Here is a 16,227-nt window from a genome sequence, read left to right as displayed (position 1 = left end):
ATTGAAAAGTATGACTAACAATATTTACGTACCGAGGAGGAATTAGAAGTGGAAAGTAAAATAGAGGTACTTTCAACTGTTCAAATTAAGCATTCAGAAGACCTATACAAAATCGTCGATTTGCTGAACAGAACGCTTAAAAGGGAAGATCTTATGTTTGGATTAGCATTAGATCAAGAAGATCAAAATCAAGCGATATTTACAATATATCGCACATAGGGGAAGCTTGACATGAAAAAAATAGTTTGGATTATTTCATCCGTTGCTGCGCTCGTTTTACTCATTGGCATCATTAGCTTTTCGTGGATTTATCAAATGGCCATGGGTCAAAAAGAAGAAGGTCATGAGGCAGCGATTGAACGAGCAAAAAAGCAAGCATCATTAGCACAAGTAGAGCAAGTGGATACCTTTGTTGGGAAAGAAAAGCAATTTATTGTGGAAGGTAAAAACAAACAAAACGAAGCGATCTATGTGTGGGTACCTGCCAGCAAAAAAGAAAAAGTCATTGCTAAAAAAGCAAAAGAAGGCATTACTTCAAACCAAGCAGTACAAGCCGTTCAAAAGGAGAACACCATTTCTAAGCTAAAAAATGTTCAATTAGCACGAGAAGGTGATGTGCTCCTTTGGGAAGTAACGTACTTAAATGAGAACAACCAATATAGTTTCAGCTATGTTGATTTTACGACAGGACGAGTGGAAAAAAATTTAACACCGTAGTTTCTTCTGTCTTGCGTTGACCATGCTGATTTAGAACGGTTATAATAAAATGTATGAAAAAAGAATCACACCTATTTAACAAGGTGAGTTTCTTTCTGGCTTTGGAGGGAAATATGTTGAAAAAAACTATTAATCAAGTGTTTAAACACGTCGATGAAGAAGTAACAATAGGCGCATGGATTGCCAATAAACGTTCAAGCGGGAAAATTGCATTCTTGCAGCTTCGCGACGGGACAGGCTTTATTCAAGGAGTCGTTGTAAAAGCAGAGGTGGAAGAGGAAGTCTTTAAGCTTGCGAAATCAGTGACACAAGAGACTTCGGTCTATGTCACAGGACAAGTAACAAAAGACGAACGTTCACCACTTGGTTTTGAATTACAAGTGAAATCCATTGAAGTGATTCACGAAGCAACAGATTACCCAATTACACCAAAAGAACATGGAACAGAATTTTTAATGGATCACCGTCATTTATGGCTGCGTTCTAAAAAACAGCATGCCATTATGAAAATCCGTAATGAAATTATTCGTGCTACATATGAGTTTTTCCATCAAGAAGGTTTCGTGAAAGTGGATCCGCCAATTCTAACAGGAAGTGCTCCAGAAGGAACAACAGAGCTGTTTGCTACTAAATATTTTGATGAAGATGCATACCTTTCTCAAAGTGGACAGCTTTACATGGAAGCTGCTGCGATGGCACTCGGAAAAGTATTCTCATTTGGTCCAACATTTAGAGCAGAAAAATCGAAAACAAAACGTCATCTAATCGAGTTCTGGATGATCGAGCCTGAGATGGCATTTGTTGAATTTAATGAGAACCTTGAGTACCAAGAAAATTATGTGTCTCACGTTGTTCAAAGTGTACTTGAAAACTGTAAAGTAGAACTGCACACACTTGGCCGTGATACAGCAAAATTAGAAAACATCAAAGCACCATTCCCGCGCATCACATATGATGAAGCGATTAAATTCTTGCAGGACAAAGGATTTGATGACATTGAATGGGGAGATGACTTCGGTGCGCCGCACGAAACAGCGATCGCCGAAAGCTATGATAAACCAGTCTTTATCACTCATTACCCAACCTCATTAAAACCATTTTATATGCAACCTGCACCAGACCGTGATGATGTCGTCCTTTGTGCAGATTTAATTGCACCAGAAGGCTATGGAGAGATTATCGGCGGTTCTGAACGTGTTCATGATTTAGATCTGCTTGAAGTAAGACTAAAAGAACATGGGTTAGATCAAGAAACGTACAAATGGTACACAGAATTAAGACAGTATGGTTCTGTACCACATTCAGGTTTTGGTCTTGGACTTGAACGAACAGTTGCTTGGATTAGCGGAGCGCCGCATGTGCGTGAAACAATTCCATTCCCAAGATTATTAAACCGTTTATATCCTTAAGACGTGAAAGCCTCCAATATATGGAGGCTTTTTCAAACGTCTTAAGGACAGCACGTATGAGAAAACGTGATATACTGAAAGTGAAGAGGTGTATCCGATGAAAAGGCAGCAATTTATAGATATGCAGAAAATGGGTTCGACCAGTTTGCCTAATTTGCTAATTGCTCATTATGAGCAATTAGGACTGAATGAATCACAAATGATGGTCATGTTAAAGATTAAAATGAATGAAGAACAAGGCGTCTTTTTTCAGACATTTGAAGAGCTTTCACATGGTATGACCATTTCGGCCGAAGAATGTGCTTATATGGTGCAGTATTTGATTCAAAAAGGGTTTATTTCGATCCAGCCGTTTGAAGACAGGTCTGGTATTCAGCATGACCGGTACTCGGTAGAGCCCTTATGGGGTGTGCTGTATGACTTTTTAGAAGCAAAACAGGCGAAAGACCTGCAAAAAAATCATGTGCAGGCTGAAAAATCTTTATATGCGCTATTTGAAGATGAGTTTGGCAGACCACTTTCTCCTCTTGAAGGGGAAACACTCTCGATCTGGATGGACCAAGACCATCATGATGCTGAGATGATTCGTCTTGCTCTAAGAGAAGCCGTTTTATCAGGAAAATTAAATTTCCGCTATATCGATCGAATTTTATTTGAGTGGAAAAAGAAAGGGCTGAAAACAGCGGAAGAAGCCAAAGAGCATAGCCAGCATTTCCGTTCGCAGCAAAAAGCCCCACCTTCAAAAGAAGAAACATCTTCATATAAACGACAAGTTCCTTTTTATAATTGGCTGGAACAATAACCAATAAAGGAGAAGGCATGTTATCAAAAAAACAAATCAATGAATGTTTAGATATAATAGGAGATATGTTTCCAGAGGCTGAGTGTGAGCTCGTTCATTCCAATCCATTTGAACTAGTGATTGCTGTCGCACTTTCAGCGCAATGTACAGATGTTTTAGTGAACAAAGTGACCAAACATCTATTTCAAAAATATAAAACACCAGAAGACTATTTAAGTGTGCCGCTTGAAGAGTTGCAGCAGGATATTCGTTCGATCGGTCTTTATCGTAATAAGGCAAAAAACATTCAAAAATTAAGCCAAATGCTGATTGAAGATTATGGCGGTGAAGTGCCAAGAGATCGAGATGAGCTAATCAAGCTCCCAGGGGTTGGACGGAAAACAGCAAATGTCGTTGTGTCTGTCGCTTTTGGAATTCCCGCCATTGCAGTAGATACACATGTCGAGCGTGTCAGCAAACGACTTGGGATTTGCCGCTGGAAGGATTCTGTTCTTGAGGTAGAGCAAACCTTAATGAAGAAGGTGCCAAAAGAGGATTGGTCCGTAACCCATCATCGTCTCATCTTTTTCGGCAGATATCACTGTAAGGCGCAGCGGCCACAGTGTGAATCTTGTCCACTTCTTGATATGTGCAGAGAAGGGCAGAAGAGGCTGAAAAAAGGGCTGGTGAAGCTGGCATGAGCGGAGCAGCTGTTTTCACCTCATATGTCGAAAATCTAAAAGAGAAAAAGGTAGAGATAAGCGGCGAAAAAAAAGATATATTAAGAAACAATCCACTCGCATTTGATCTATCTTCAGAACCTTTACTAGATGAGCAACCGTGGCAGAAAACGGAAGAATTTGTTCCTTTGATGTTTGAACTGTGGAATGAATTAAAAGACAACATGCTTCCTCGCTTTCAAACGAGAAAATCTCGGTGTGAAGAGGATGATATGCTGCAAGGCATTGTCAGTATGATTGCAATGTTTTACTGGATCAAAGGAGAGAAGCTTCAAACCTTTGATTGGGAGGAAATTAAACAACAGACGTTTCCAGTAGCCCCTATTAACTGGACAGAACGATTAGAGTTTATTTTGCTTAAACCTACTCAATATCATTGCTTTATTCAATTGGACGAGTTATACACAGAGCTCAAAAAGCAGTATGGAAAATACGAAGCACTCAGAAAGCTTAAACAAAATCGTTAAAAAAGCACTTGCCACATAGGGCAAGTGCTTTTTTGTTATTCGTCTTCTTTGCGAGAAGTAGAATTTGACTGAGTATTTGAGCTTTGAGAATTGGCTTTCTCGTCGTCTTTCTTTTTATCTTTATTGGCATCGCTCTGTGAGTTGCTGTTTCCATTTGTACTGTCTGAGCCATCACTTGAACCACCATTGCCGTTTTCTGTATTTCCGCCTTGATCTTTTTTATCATCAGGCTTCTGCTCATCAGTGCCACCTTGGTTTTGATTATCATCTGTTTGATCTGTCTGTTCATCATCAGGTTGCTGTGGCTCTTCTTCTTCTTTGTTCTCATCATCTGCTTTTTCTTCCTCTTCTTCGTCATCTTTAATGGTGAGGAAGGTAGAAGCAGCTTTACTTGTGACATCGTCTACAGTCGCTGTCACTTGGAATTTATAGGTGGAACCTGGCTTCACATCAGAGATGACGGCTTCTTTAGAAGAGCTGTTTTGAATATCTTTATAGCCGCCATCATCGACCGCTTGCTTCACATTAAATGTTGCATCTGCATCGTCATCATAACCCCAAGTGAGTGTAATCGATTTTTTCTCTTCATCATACACCGCTTTTAAGTCAGATGGTTTGTCAGCTTCTTTCTTTTCATATGTGTCAGAAACTTTTGTTGGGACAGTTCCTTTGACGAAGTATTCCGTTGTCTTCTTATCACTTGGTGTGTTTGGTCCAGCTAACTTCGCTGGATCTGATCCTTTTTCAACCGTTGCTTCAACGACACTATCTGGTTTTTCAAATGAGCCGCTTCCATCATCAATTTGAGAAATTAATTTCTGGAAGACAACTTTGGCAACACGTTGTTCATAATCCGTAAGCCACATTTTGCCGTCCGCATCTTTTGAATTGCCGATTCCAGTCCACACAGCTGCTGTGTATTGCGGCGTGTAACCGACAAACCATGAATCTTTCGCACCGCCAGAAGGGATGTTGTATTTATTAATATCATCTTGTGTAAAGTTGGTTGTACCTGTTTTACCAGCTACTTGAACATTCGGTACTTGTGCGAGTGTACCTGTTCCAGATTGTACAGCAGTTTTCAGCATATCTGTGATCATAAATGCAGTGTAATCACTCATAGCTGCTTTAGAATCTGGCGTTAAGTCAAGCTTCGTCCCGTCATTAAATTCAACAGACGTTACGGCATGCGGTTCATTATAGTATCCGTTGTTACCGAATGCACTAAATGCACCAGCCATTTTAAGAGAAGAGACACCTTCGTCAAATCCGCCGATTGAGTAAGACTCAGGAATGTCAGAAGGTAAGTCCAAACCTAAGTTATTGGCGAATTGAACAGCATTATCTGTACCAGCTTCTTGGAAAGCTTTTAAAGCAGGGATGTTTCGTGATTGTGCCAAAGCACTTCTCATCGACATTTTTCCTAAGTGTCTTCTGTCAAAGTTGTTAATTGGTGTACCGTTAGAGTACGTATAAGGCGCATCATCAATTTGCTGATATGTTGACCATTTTTTGTTTTCAATTACAGGGCCGTAATCTAAAATTGGTTTGATTGTAGATCCCGGCTGGCGTTTTGCATCAGTGGCATAGTTAAAGCCGCCGGCTGGCACATCACGACCACCACCAATGGCACGAATTTCACCATTTTTTGTATCCAGCAGGGTGACTCCAGCTTGCATACCTTTCGTAAATCCGGCTGAATCCCCATTGATGATGTCATCCAGATGATCCTGTGCTTTTCGATCAAGAGAAGTATAGATTTTTAATCCATCTGTTGATACATCTACTTTGGCTTTTTTCTGTACTTCTTCCATGACTTCTTCAATATAAGCAGAGTACTTACTTGAGTTTTGACTCTTATATTTATCAGCTGAAACAACCGTTTTGCTGACAGGTGTTGCTTTTGCTTCCTCATACTCTTTTTCTGAAATATAGCCTTGTTTTTTCATTAGGCCTAAAACGATATTACGGCGTTTTTCCGCTGCCTCTGGATGTTTCACAGGGTTATAGGCAGAAGGACTTTGCGGCATACCCGCAAGTGTAGCAGCCTGTGCTACAGTTAGTTTATTTAAATCTGTTACTCCGAAAAATTGTTCAGCCGCTTTCCCAACACCATAAGCATAAGGAGAGAAGAAAATACGGTTTAAATACATTTCTAAAATTTCATCTTTAGAGTATTTTTGCTCGAGCTGAATCGAGAGCCATACTTCCTGTACTTTACGTTTTAACGTCTTTTGATTGTTAAGCAGGGAGTTCTTCACAACCTGCTGTGTAATCGTACTTCCACCTTCTGCGCCAAAACCGTCCTCGACGTTTGCGACAAGAGCACCGCCAATACGGATAGGATCAATCCCGTGGTGTTTATAAAAACGTGCATCTTCAGTGGCAATAAACGCGTCTTTTACCACGTCGGGTATATCTTTAATTGAGACATACGTTCTTTTTTCCGCCCCGACTTCTGCAAAGACTTTTTTGTCTTTATCGTAAAGTTTTGAAGAATACGGCGTTTTTAGCTTGCTATCATCAATAGAAGGAGCGCTTGATGCAAAAACGGCAAAAGTTGTGATTCCGGCTACTAAACAAAGAAGACCGATCACGAGTAAAGATAAAAATATTTTTTTAAATAGACCTGCTTTCTTTTTGCCTTTTTTGTTCTTTTGCTTCTTATTGTTTTCTTGACTTGCTTTACGTCGCTGTTCACGACTTGTAAATTGATCAGACATCACATCTCAACCTTTCGTGTTAAACCTTTTTCGAACGTAAATGTTGCTTGCTGTCATCCGAAAAATGAAGTGTCTCCACTACTTTAATATAATCAATTCTTGGCGAATATCCAAGTGTCATGAGGTGACCTGCTTCCATTAATTCATCTTTGCTAATGGATTTACGGCCGTTTTGCTGCTGCCGCTCCCAAAAGAAGAAGAGGTCAGTAGCGGACAAATAATAAACGGAACCAAATGCGGATATAATAACAAAACAAATACCGCCTTGCTTTTCAACCTGTTTCATATGCTCAATTTGATGGTCGTGGAAATTTTTGAGTGGAAACGAGGTGGTGCTTTTGGTTTCCTTTGCTTCAAAATCGATATAACGCCCTTTGTATACCCCGTTGTAGTCTGTTGTGGAGGATTGTTTAAAATAGGCTTCTTTAATGACAGCAGCGCTTCTTTTTGGATAATCCACATTGACAATTTGAACAGGGGTAGGCTTTTTATGAATGACTGCGATCCCGTTGACCAAATAGTACTGGTTCGTTTCATTTAAGTCAGCTTCAAGCGTCATCCCGCGGTTACTATAAGATGATTCGCCGCTGATTCTTTTTTTTGTCCCAATTTGTTGAATGGGCTGATACGATTTTCCGTTAGGATACCGAATCATCAAGTTTCAGCCTCCTTTTAATGCATTTTGTATTGGAGAGATCACCATGTTGTCACAACAAGAGCACATGATTACCCAGCATATTTTACATGAAACGAAAGCGAAAAATAAGGACAACCTGACAAGGACAAATGCGTACAAGCGCTTTTATGACCGCCATCCAGAGATGAAATGGTCTCTGCTTGCTTCTTTTGTCTCGAGAAATGCTGGATGGTCGATGACAGATTTAAAAGGCGAGCTCTTCCATCCGGGTTTAACGGATCAGCAAGGGCATCTGTTCTTTACAGCGTATGAAAGAGCGAATTGGCTGATCTTTTCAGATGCTTACCCGCAGCTTCTCTTGTATGAATGGTCAAAAAGGTGCCGCAAACCTTTATTTCATCTGCTCCCTCATTTCGGTGTGTCTCGTTTTATGAGCGCTGAATGGGAACGATTTTGGCAAAAGCGTGACACAGAGCGATTGCTGCATGCACTCATCATAAATGAACAATATACTATACAATCTCCTATTATACAAAATCCTCTCCTGAAAAAGAATGTTTTTCACTCGATTCAATATCTTTTCAGCGAGTGGGCACATTTTCAAACCGTCGTTTTTCCGACAGTAGACGGGCATTTGTACGGCTTAACCATACGAAAGTTTTCCCAAGTAAAAGAGCGAATTACGTTAGGGAAAAAACTAGCAAAACTATTGTTTCGAGCCGATTTGTTTTCGGATTTTTATCACTTTTTGCATACCGTGCCGCATACGGGATCTCGATTTGATTTTGAATCGTTTTTAGGGATTGCGCGAAGGTCAAGCCCTTTCCTCAGAACGGTGTATCCAGTCATGACACATTCATTAGACGATCAAAGGGAAGATTGGTTTCAAAAGAAATTGAGTCCAGCCTTGTTTGAAGCAGAGCGTTTACCAAAACAAATTGAGCTGACCGACTGGTATTTTCATAAAAAAAGGCAGCTTCGTTTTCTTTTCTCATTAGAACACTATTTTTTGCATAAATAAAAAGCAGGGGGTACCTGCTTTTTTTACGTGGATGGACGGTTAGGGCCGCCAAGCTTTTTATCAAGCTGATCTGTACTATTTTCTTTCCCTTTTGGCTTTTGCTCTTTTGGTGCTGGCTGCTTTTTCATGAAATCTACCTCCTTTTGTCCTTAGAATTTACACAATCGGACGCAATCATACAAAGAAGGACAAGCATCTGTCGAAAAGGAAGAAATAGCGCTCATCTACACTTAGATTGGCGATTTGCTTCTAGTTTTGTCATGTGTGAAGGAGGGGGAGAAAGAAAAGAGAATGTAACGAGAGACAATAAAGGAGGAATCTGATGATGAGCGAATTTGTATCAAAAGAATCCATTATGCAGTTGTTAGAGGAAATTGAGCGAAAGATTGATGCGGTGGAAGAAGAACTGTCTTTAGCTGTCAAAAAAACAAAAAACGCTGCCGTAGAGGAGCAAGAACAAATCATTGATCGTCTTGAATCTGAAGTGAAGGAATGTGAATTGAAAATTCATGCAGCAGAGTATAAGCTGCAGGCAATACCCGCATATCACGCCGGATAGCTTTTCTATTTGAGCAATAAGTAAACGTTTGATAGGATGGTTCATAGAGGTGAACACTTTGGATAATCAAACATTACTTAAACATACACAAGAGTTGATCACGTGGATCGAAGAAGCATACGAGCAGTACCTAAAGGGAAAGGCAGAAGAGGAATACCCAGTTTATGATTTTTACAACGATATTCAACCGGCCGTTGTCAAATTTGATCAGCAAATGGAAGAGTGGCTTACTGCTGCTACCTCATTTATTCATCAGGCCAAACCTAGATACTTACATCAAGAACAGCTTGAAGCCGTCCAAGAAAATGGAAAAGAGGTTGTGCTGCAATCTTATTTTGGCAAACAGCATGCACCTCGTGTGAAAAATTTAGTTGAGTCAGTGATTTATACACTGAACCTTTTAATAGAAGAAATCAACAAACGCAGCTGATGAAACAGTCTGCGTTTTTCTTATGGCTGCTGTAGGCACATCTTCTGCTTCCTGAACATAATATATCATTGACTTCAATATGTTTTCAGAGCGAGAGGAGCGAGATACATGTTCCCTTATTCAAACCAGCCATCTTATGAAATGAATCAATTTCAGCAACGGCCTTTTCCGTATCCAGATATGCAGCAGCCTCCGCAGCCTCCAGAATATTTCATGCCCCCATATCAAGGTGAAATGAACCAGCCGCCGTCTGCAGGCTATCAGCCGCCTTTTGGATATCAGGAAAACTTCCAGCCTTATCAGCCGCAGCCTGAAGCAATGAATCAGCCGCAAATGCAGCCGCCGGGCATGATGCCTATGCAGCAACCTATGAATCCTTATCCTTTGCCAAGGCCACAAAAACAGCAATCATCTCAATTTAAAAGTGTGCTGTCACAATTTAAAAAAACGAATGGGCAATACGATTTTAATAAAATGTTTGATACTGCTGGACAAATGATGAGTACAATGAATCAAGTGGGCTCATTGGCGAAAGGATTTACAAGCATTTTTAAAGCATAGCAAAACCCAATAGATATACATCTATTGGGTTGTTTGTTTTGGCGCAGTCACACGAAGAGATTGATCTTTCCAAACGCTCTTCATATTGGTTTCATCTATTTTTGCAGGCATTAAAATGGTTTTGGTAAAGCTCGAATAGGAGGAAGTCGTGTCTGTTTTGATTTTTTCCTGTACCGATAAGTGTAAATATTGCGCTTTCACTTCTAGTGCGATATCACCTTCGACAAAATGGTCTGGAAATCGAATCTCAATATATACATATTGATCATCTTCTGTCACATCGGTTGTAATGGATGCAAGTGAATGGCTCGTGGTCATCAGCGCCTCTGCACTATTTAAAATGTCGTGAAACGGCGATGATGCAAAAAATTGTTCAATCGCTTCATATAGAATGTCTTCATTTGTTAACAACTCGTGTTTCTTTTCACTTTCATGTTTCATTTGAATCACCTCTCATCTACAGCCTATGCAAAAGGGGCTCAGGCGGTTATCAATTGATGAGAGGAAAAAATTATGATTAAATAGTGTTGAATGAAGCAAGGTGTATGGGCGTGAAGGTTTATACGCTGAATAGATCTAGAAGCAAAGCTTGAAGGGAGCAAATGAACATTGCTGAAAAAATTATTCGGTTTCGGAAAAAACCAAGATGATGTAAAGGAAGAAGTCATTTATTCTCCAGTTGATGGAGAGTTAATGGATATGACCGATGTACCAGATCCCGTTTTTTCTCAAAAGATGATGGGAGACGGCGTAGCTGTAAAACCAAAAAACGGAACCATTGTGTCGCCAGTAGATGGTGAAATTATTCAACTCTTCCATACAAAACATGCAATTGGGATTCGAACACTCTCGGGGCTTGAGCTTCTGATTCATATCGGACTTGAAACGGTTGGATTAAATGGTGAAGGCTTTGAAGCACACATAAAAGAAGGGGATAAAGTGAAAGCAGGTGATCCTCTCATTACGTGTGATTTAGCGCTGATTGAAGAAAAAGCGGCAAGCACAGTGACACCAATTGTCATCATGAATGGTGATTTAGTAGAACATCTTGACAAAGAACCTAAGGGCTCTGTAGAAAAGCAGACGTCCAAGCTTTTTACAGTGAAAATGAAATAATCCAAAAAACTACCCTGAGTTGATAGGGTAGTTTTTTGATTGAGGACATTAATCCTCCATTGGAACCCAGCCTTTACTTGCTTCCATGACAGTCCATAAACCCTCTGGAATCATGTACTTGTCTTTTTGACTGCGTTTAATGACGGTTTCAATCTCGTTTTCTCTGCCTTCTTTAATCTTTACTGCCCAATCGGGATCAACAATGACTTCTCTTGCAACAGCAATGAGTGGAATCCCTTGATTGTATGCATTCAGTGCATCCTCAGCTGTAATGACGCTGCCGACGCCGATGAGTGGAAGCGTGTCACCACAGCGCTCTTTTAATAATTCCATCCGCGTCTTACTTGTATCAGCACCACGTCTTGCTTTAGCGTCAATCTCCATTAAAGAAATATGCAAGTAATCAAGGTTTTTTGTCTTAAGTACGTCCACTAAAGTAAATGTTTCTGTCATGGTTAAACCAGGTGTTTCTGGTTCTTCAGGTGATAATCGATACCCAAAGATAAATGGTTTTGTTACATGCTCTTTGATTGCTTCTTTCACTGCATCTACTACTGCAATTGGAAATGCGAGACGCTTTTCTTCGCTTCCGCCCCATTGATCTGTACGCTGATTACTATGCGGGGAGTAGAATTGCTGTAATAAATATCCGTTCGCTCCATGGATTTCGATCCCATCAAATCCCGCTTGGATTGCGCGCCTTGCTGCTTCTTTAAATGAGTCGATGATGTGAGGAATTTCTTCTTCTGTCAAAGCTCTCGCAATTTGTTTTCCATCTTTAAATACATCACTTGGCGCAACGACATCACCGTTTGGGACTAAATGAGGGAGAGCCTGAGAGCCGCCATGATGAATTTGCATAATGGCTTTTGTTCCTTTCGCTTGAATCGCAGAAGCAAGCTTTTGAAGGCCAGGTATATCTTCATCTCTTGCAATAGAAGGCTGTCCTTCAAACGCCTTACCATCTGGCGTTACGTTTGCACATGCGGTGATGACCATGCCCATTTCGCTTGATCTAGCGGTAATAAAATCAATTTCTTCCTTTGAGATCGTGCCATCCTCATGAGAACCGAAGTGTGTCATTGGTGCAACGACTAAACGGCCATCAATAGAGGCACCCCCTGGGAATGTAAAAGGTTCAAATAAAGGCTTAAATTCGTTTTTCAATCTGATCATCTTCTTCCTTGATAAAATCATTTCACTATAGAAGTGTAATAGATATTGTTACAACACATCAAAATATTTGCTCACAAGCGGTGCATCAAAAAATTGCCGCCTAGTCATGCAAACAAATATTCGGTACACTAGAATGAGAGGTGGATACCAGATGAAGAAGAAAACAATGAACGAACTCATAGAAGATTTAAAAAAAGACGAACAGGTCGAGCATTGGCATGAAATTGAAGCGAAGCCTGCACTGACTTCTCCAATTCCTGAAAGAGTAAATGACAGGCTCAAAGTGGCGCTTGAAAAAAGAGGTGTGAGCGAACTGTACATTCATCAAAAGGAAGCCTTTGAACGTGTGATGGATGGTGAGAATGTGGTGACTGTGACACCTACAGCTTCAGGTAAAACGCTTTGCTACAATCTGCCAGTTCTTCAGTCGATCGCAGAAGATCAGACAAGCCGCTCCCTCTATTTATTTCCAACAAAAGCACTTGCGCAAGATCAAAAAAGTGAATTAAACGAAATCATTCATGAGATGGATGTTCCAATTCACAGTGAAACCTATGACGGGGACACCTCCCCAGCGATTCGCCAGCGCGTCAGACAGGCAGGACATATTGTCATCACAAATCCAGATATGCTGCATTCAGCGATTTTGCCTCACCATACGAAATGGGTCAGTTTATTTGAGAACTTAAAGTATATTGTCATTGATGAGCTTCATACATATCGAGGCGTGTTTGGCAGTCATGTCGCCAATGTCATTCGCAGACTAAAGCGAATTTGTGCATTTTATGGAAGTGACCCGACCTTTATTTGTACTTCAGCGACCATAGCGAATCCGAAAGAGCTTGCAGAGCAGCTGACCGGAAGCAAGGTGCATCTAATTGAACGAAACGGAGCACCTAGCGGTAAAAAGAATTTTGTCTTTTACAACCCGCCAGTCGTCAATAAGCCATTAAATATTAGACAAAGTGCGGCCAGTGTTGTGAATCAGCTCGCTAAAACATTTTTAAAAGAAAAAATTCAAACGATTGTTTTTGCTAGAAGTAGGGTAAGAGTTGAAGTTATCCTAAGTCATATTCAAGAACTAGTGAAAAAAGAAATTGGTCCTAAATCGATCCGTGGTTACCGCGGGGGCTATTTGCCGAAAGAGCGGCGCATGATTGAAAAAGGCTTAAGGGAAGGAGACATTCTCGGTGTAGTCAGCACAAACGCACTAGAATTAGGAGTAGATATTGGACAGCTAAAAGTCTGTATCATGACCGGATATCCTGGCAGTGTAGCGAGTACGTGGCAGCAGGCTGGACGAGCTGGAAGGCGTCATGAGGAAGCACTCATTATCATGGTCGCAAGCTCATCGCCACTTGACCAATATATTGTCAGACACCCTGAATACTTCTTTAACAGACCACCTGAATCGGCAAGAATCAATCCCGAGAACCTTATCATCCTAGTCGATCATCTAAAATGTGCGTCCTACGAGCTACCGTTTCGAGAAGATGAACAGTTTGGCGGTATGGAAGTAGAAGAAATTTTGCAATACTTACATGAAGAAGGGGTTCTTCATTTCAGCGGGAACCGTTATTATTGGTCAGATCAATCGTTCCCGGCTCATGGCATCAGTCTGAGATCTGCAAGTCAGGAAAATGTCGTCATTGTCGATCAATCCGATGTAGCGAACGTTCGAATTATTGGGGAGATGGATCGATTCAGTGCGATGACCTTACTTCATGATGAAGCGATTTATTTACATGAAGGGGTTCAGTATCAAGTGGAAAAGCTAGATTATGAGCATCTTAAGGCTTATGTGAAACAAGTCGATGTAGAATATTATACAGATGCGAATTTAGCGGTTCAGCTCAAGGTGCTTGAAATTGATCAGACAACAGAGAAGGAAGCGGTATCTGTTCACTACGGTGATGTGACCGTCAATGCAATGCCGACCATTTTCAAAAAAATTCGATTATCAACCGGTGAAAATATTGGTTCCGGCCCGATTCACTTACCTGAAGAAGAGATTCATACGAGTGCTGCTTGGTTTGAATTACATGAAGCAGAGCGGACATTTGAAGAAAAAACACTTGAACAGCTCTTGCTCGGTATTGCCAATGTTCTTCAGCATATTGTTCCGGCGTTTGTCATGTGTGACCGTTCAGACATTCATGTCATTTCTCAAATAAAGGCAGCCCATACCGGGAAACCGACCGTATTTTTATATGATCATTACCCAGGTGGAATCGGTTTAAGTAAAGAGGTGCAGGCTCGCTTTGATGAAATTGCCCGTGCAGCCACTCAGCTGATTGAGCGATGCAGCTGCGAGAACGGCTGTCCATCTTGTATTGGCATGGAAATGAAAGAGATCGATGGAAAAAGCAGGATCATTCAATTGATGGCAGGATTTTAAGGGAAGGGGGAATAGACGTACTCATGTCATTAAAAGGAAAATTAAACAGAATGAAAAAACACCTGTCACACAATCAGTCAGATGAAAAGCGTGTGGCAGTAAAAGAGGAACAAATGCACACTGTGACGGCTGAAACCATTCCATTTCTAAAAGAGTGGGGGGAATTAAGTGCAGCTCCTTACTACTTTGAAGACTCTTTCTGCCTCATTCGGGAAGTGACCTATCCACTTGACCATCAGCATGGTCGATATTCATTTGCAGAACTGCCGGAGATGGTGAGTGCATGGAACAAAAGTGAGATTCAGCATTCTCTTTCTGCAAAAGGCTACAAGCCTCACGAGCTATTTTTCTTCGATACAGAAACAACAGGACTGTCTGGCGGAACGGGAAATATGATTTTTCTGCTTGGGCATGCGAGAGTTTATTCAGATAAAGTAGTGGTAAAACAACATCTGCTCACGAATCCAGGAAATGAAGCGGCACTTTACAATAGCTTTCTTAGTGAGGTGGATGTTGAATCACTTGTGACATATAATGGAAAATCATTTGACTGGCCTCAAGTCAAAACGAGGCATACATTATTACGCGATCAAATACCTGCTCTACCTGAATTTGGTCATTTTGACCTTCTGCATGGGTCAAGGAGATTGTGGAAACATAAATATGAGCGTATGGCTCTTTCGGTTGTAGAAAAAGAGGAACTGCACGTCAATCGAGAGGGAGATACACCGGGGTTCCTCGCACCAATGATCTATTTTCACTTTTTAAAGGAACAAAACCCGAAACTGATTGAAGGAATTTTGACTCACAATGAACTTGATGTCTTATCGTTAATCAGTCTCTACATTCATTTGTCTAAAAAAATCTTATCCAAAGATGCGGTGAAGGAAGACGATGAGAAATATGCATTAGCTAAGTGGCATCTTGCTCACCGTGATGTGCAGGAAGCAACAAAGCACCTGCAAGAATTAACGGGAGCAGCGTTTGAGCATGCGGATCAAGCAGCTTATGATCTATCATTACAGTACAAGCGATTAAAACAATGGGATGAAGCGGCATGTATATGGAGGCGTCTATTTGAATCAAGTGATGTTCATTTAAGATTAAAAGCGGGTGTAGAGCTAGCAAAGTATGAAGAACACCGTCAAAAAGATCCAAAAGCAGCCCTTTCCATTACCCAAACATTGTTATCACAATCGTCTTTAAGTGAACGAGACATTGTGGAACTTGACAAGCGAGAAAACCGGCTCTTAAGAAAAGCTGGGAGATGAAATTATTGCCTGGGAAAGCGCAAAAAATGACAACGTTCGGCTCTCGGCCGAAAATAAAAATTGTTTAGCACTTTTATTGTAGAAAAGTCACGAATCCTGTAAAATAACGTTAGATATTGAATGAGGAGCGTAGAGCATGTATAAGGGTCTTTTCTACTTGTTTTTTCTTGTTGTCATATTGGTCGCGTTTGTGTTTTCAAACTATAAAGATGTTTTTCTTG

The 16,227-nt window shown here is 40.7% G+C and carries 18 protein-coding genes; 13 read left to right on the top strand and 5 right to left on the bottom strand.

The genetic code is table 11. From position 1 onward, the window contains the following. The first annotated feature begins 48 nt into the window (after positions 1–48). The 6 genes from KVT11_RS10900 (at position 49) to KVT11_RS10875 (ending at position 4,114) form a co-directional block, all read left to right on the top strand. A complete protein-coding gene (locus KVT11_RS10900) occupies positions 49–219 on the top strand; it encodes a YpmA family protein (protein WP_008344594.1) in 171 nt (56 codons plus the stop codon). A 12-nt stretch (positions 220–231) separates the two neighbouring features. Beyond that, entirely contained in the window at positions 232–717 is a 486-nt protein-coding gene (tseB, locus tag KVT11_RS10895) for a cell wall elongation/penicillin-binding protein regulator TseB (RefSeq protein ID WP_007500889.1), read from the top strand. Between the two features lie 116 nt (positions 718–833). Next, the gene (gene asnS, locus KVT11_RS10890; RefSeq protein ID WP_217609008.1) at positions 834–2,126 is read left to right on the top strand and encodes an asparagine--tRNA ligase; all 1,293 of its coding nucleotides are present in this window, start codon (positions 834–836) and stop codon (positions 2,124–2,126) included. A 97-nt stretch (positions 2,127–2,223) separates the two neighbouring features. Next, positions 2,224–2,928 carry a DnaD domain-containing protein gene (locus tag KVT11_RS10885; RefSeq protein ID WP_007500879.1) on the top strand — a complete coding sequence of 235 codons (705 nt, stop codon included), beginning with the start codon at positions 2,224–2,226 and terminating at the stop codon, positions 2,926–2,928. Positions 2,929–2,945: 17 nt separating this feature from the next. Continuing rightward, positions 2,946–3,608, top strand: coding sequence for an endonuclease III (gene nth, locus KVT11_RS10880; protein WP_008344602.1), 663 nt, complete (start codon positions 2,946–2,948; stop codon positions 3,606–3,608). After that, the gene (locus tag KVT11_RS10875; protein ID WP_116307057.1) at positions 3,605–4,114 is read left to right on the top strand and encodes a YpoC family protein; all 510 of its coding nucleotides are present in this window, start codon (positions 3,605–3,607) and stop codon (positions 4,112–4,114) included. The genes nth and KVT11_RS10875 overlap by 4 nt, the downstream gene beginning before the upstream one ends. A gap of 35 nt (positions 4,115–4,149) precedes the next feature. Here the strand turns inward: KVT11_RS10875 and KVT11_RS10870 are convergent, their stop codons facing one another. Both KVT11_RS10870 and recU read right to left on the bottom strand, forming a co-directional pair. Next, entirely contained in the window at positions 4,150–6,837 is a 2,688-nt protein-coding gene (locus KVT11_RS10870; RefSeq protein ID WP_025207532.1) for a PBP1A family penicillin-binding protein, read from the bottom strand. Between the two features lie 19 nt (positions 6,838–6,856). Continuing rightward, positions 6,857–7,492, bottom strand: a complete 636-nt coding sequence (recU, locus tag KVT11_RS10865) for a Holliday junction resolvase RecU (protein WP_017359733.1) — start codon at positions 7,490–7,492, stop codon at positions 6,857–6,859. A 46-nt stretch (positions 7,493–7,538) separates the two neighbouring features. On the opposite strand from recU, the gene KVT11_RS10860 reads away from it, so the two are divergent. Continuing rightward, complete coding sequence (locus KVT11_RS10860; protein WP_210552089.1) at positions 7,539–8,495, top strand: DUF2515 domain-containing protein; 957 nt, start codon at positions 7,539–7,541, stop codon at positions 8,493–8,495. 23 nt (positions 8,496–8,518) lie between these two features. On the opposite strand, the gene sspM is transcribed toward KVT11_RS10860, so the two are convergent. After that, entirely contained in the window at positions 8,519–8,623 is a 105-nt protein-coding gene (sspM, locus tag KVT11_RS10855) for an acid-soluble spore protein SspM (RefSeq protein WP_012010346.1), read from the bottom strand. Between the two features lie 197 nt (positions 8,624–8,820). Between sspM and KVT11_RS10850 the strand changes: the two genes are divergently transcribed. The 3 genes from KVT11_RS10850 to KVT11_RS10840 all read left to right on the top strand — a co-directional run bounded on the left by KVT11_RS10850 (position 8,821) and on the right by KVT11_RS10840 (position 10,045). Then, positions 8,821–9,054 (top strand): DUF5446 family protein, encoded by a 234-nt coding sequence (locus KVT11_RS10850; RefSeq protein WP_223255637.1) that lies wholly within the window; start codon positions 8,821–8,823, stop codon positions 9,052–9,054. Positions 9,055–9,103: 49 nt separating this feature from the next. Continuing rightward, positions 9,104–9,484 carry a YppE family protein gene (locus tag KVT11_RS10845; protein ID WP_225310452.1) on the top strand — a complete coding sequence of 127 codons (381 nt, stop codon included), beginning with the start codon at positions 9,104–9,106 and terminating at the stop codon, positions 9,482–9,484. Positions 9,485–9,592: 108 nt separating this feature from the next. Further along, complete coding sequence (locus KVT11_RS10840) at positions 9,593–10,045, top strand: YppG family protein (RefSeq protein ID WP_017359729.1); 453 nt, start codon at positions 9,593–9,595, stop codon at positions 10,043–10,045. Positions 10,046–10,066: 21 nt separating this feature from the next. On the opposite strand, the gene KVT11_RS10835 is transcribed toward KVT11_RS10840, so the two are convergent. After that, entirely contained in the window at positions 10,067–10,486 is a 420-nt protein-coding gene (locus tag KVT11_RS10835; RefSeq protein ID WP_116307053.1) for an Hsp20/alpha crystallin family protein, read from the bottom strand. A 168-nt stretch (positions 10,487–10,654) separates the two neighbouring features. On the opposite strand from KVT11_RS10835, the gene KVT11_RS10830 reads away from it, so the two are divergent. Then, the gene (locus tag KVT11_RS10830) at positions 10,655–11,161 is read left to right on the top strand and encodes a PTS sugar transporter subunit IIA (RefSeq protein WP_008344623.1); all 507 of its coding nucleotides are present in this window, start codon (positions 10,655–10,657) and stop codon (positions 11,159–11,161) included. A gap of 48 nt (positions 11,162–11,209) precedes the next feature. Here KVT11_RS10830 and KVT11_RS10825 read toward each other — a convergent pair whose 3' ends face one another. Next, a complete protein-coding gene (locus tag KVT11_RS10825; RefSeq protein WP_024718533.1) occupies positions 11,210–12,328 on the bottom strand; it encodes an NADH-dependent flavin oxidoreductase in 1,119 nt (372 codons plus the stop codon). A gap of 160 nt (positions 12,329–12,488) precedes the next feature. Here KVT11_RS10825 and KVT11_RS10820 point away from each other — a divergent pair, with 160 nt between their 5' ends. Continuing rightward, a complete protein-coding gene (locus KVT11_RS10820; protein WP_116307051.1) occupies positions 12,489–14,735 on the top strand; it encodes a DEAD/DEAH box helicase in 2,247 nt (748 codons plus the stop codon). A 23-nt stretch (positions 14,736–14,758) separates the two neighbouring features. Next, positions 14,759–16,006, top strand: a complete 1,248-nt coding sequence (locus tag KVT11_RS10815) for a ribonuclease H-like domain-containing protein (protein WP_116307049.1) — start codon at positions 14,759–14,761, stop codon at positions 16,004–16,006. The last annotated feature ends 221 nt before the right edge of the window (positions 16,007–16,227 follow it).

Source organism: Bacillus sp. GbtcB10, assembly GCF_019091365.1.
In the GTDB taxonomy this organism is placed as follows: domain Bacteria; phylum Bacillota; class Bacilli; order Bacillales; family Bacillaceae; genus Bacillus; species Bacillus altitudinis.
Note: the sequence above shows the minus strand (reverse complement) of the source record. Positions and strands in the feature narration are given on the sequence as shown.

Bases quoted from the DNA above. Each gene is read 5' to 3' on its own strand.
- tseB (WP_007500889.1), top strand. From the start codon at position 232: ATGAAAAAAATAGTTTGGATTATTTCATCCGTTGCTGCGCTCGTTTTA.
- KVT11_RS10885 (WP_007500879.1), top strand. From the start codon at position 2,224: ATGAAAAGGCAGCAATTTATAGATATGCAGAAAATGGGTTCGACCAGT.
- nth (WP_008344602.1), top strand. From the start codon at position 2,946: ATGTTATCAAAAAAACAAATCAATGAATGTTTAGATATAATAGGAGAT.
- KVT11_RS10875 (WP_116307057.1), top strand. From the start codon at position 3,605: ATGAGCGGAGCAGCTGTTTTCACCTCATATGTCGAAAATCTAAAAGAG.
- KVT11_RS10870 (WP_025207532.1), bottom strand. From the start codon at position 6,837: ATGTCTGATCAATTTACAAGTCGTGAACAGCGACGTAAAGCAAGTCAA.
- recU (WP_017359733.1), bottom strand. From the start codon at position 7,492: ATGATTCGGTATCCTAACGGAAAATCGTATCAGCCCATTCAACAAATT.
- KVT11_RS10860 (WP_210552089.1), top strand. From the start codon at position 7,539: ATGTTGTCACAACAAGAGCACATGATTACCCAGCATATTTTACATGAA.
- sspM (WP_012010346.1), bottom strand. From the start codon at position 8,623: ATGAAAAAGCAGCCAGCACCAAAAGAGCAAAAGCCAAAAGGGAAAGAA.
- KVT11_RS10850 (WP_223255637.1), top strand. From the start codon at position 8,821: ATGAGCGAATTTGTATCAAAAGAATCCATTATGCAGTTGTTAGAGGAA.
- KVT11_RS10840 (WP_017359729.1), top strand. From the start codon at position 9,593: ATGTTCCCTTATTCAAACCAGCCATCTTATGAAATGAATCAATTTCAG.
- KVT11_RS10835 (WP_116307053.1), bottom strand. From the start codon at position 10,486: ATGAAACATGAAAGTGAAAAGAAACACGAGTTGTTAACAAATGAAGAC.
- KVT11_RS10820 (WP_116307051.1), top strand. From the start codon at position 12,489: ATGAAGAAGAAAACAATGAACGAACTCATAGAAGATTTAAAAAAAGAC.
- KVT11_RS10815 (WP_116307049.1), top strand. From the start codon at position 14,759: ATGTCATTAAAAGGAAAATTAAACAGAATGAAAAAACACCTGTCACAC.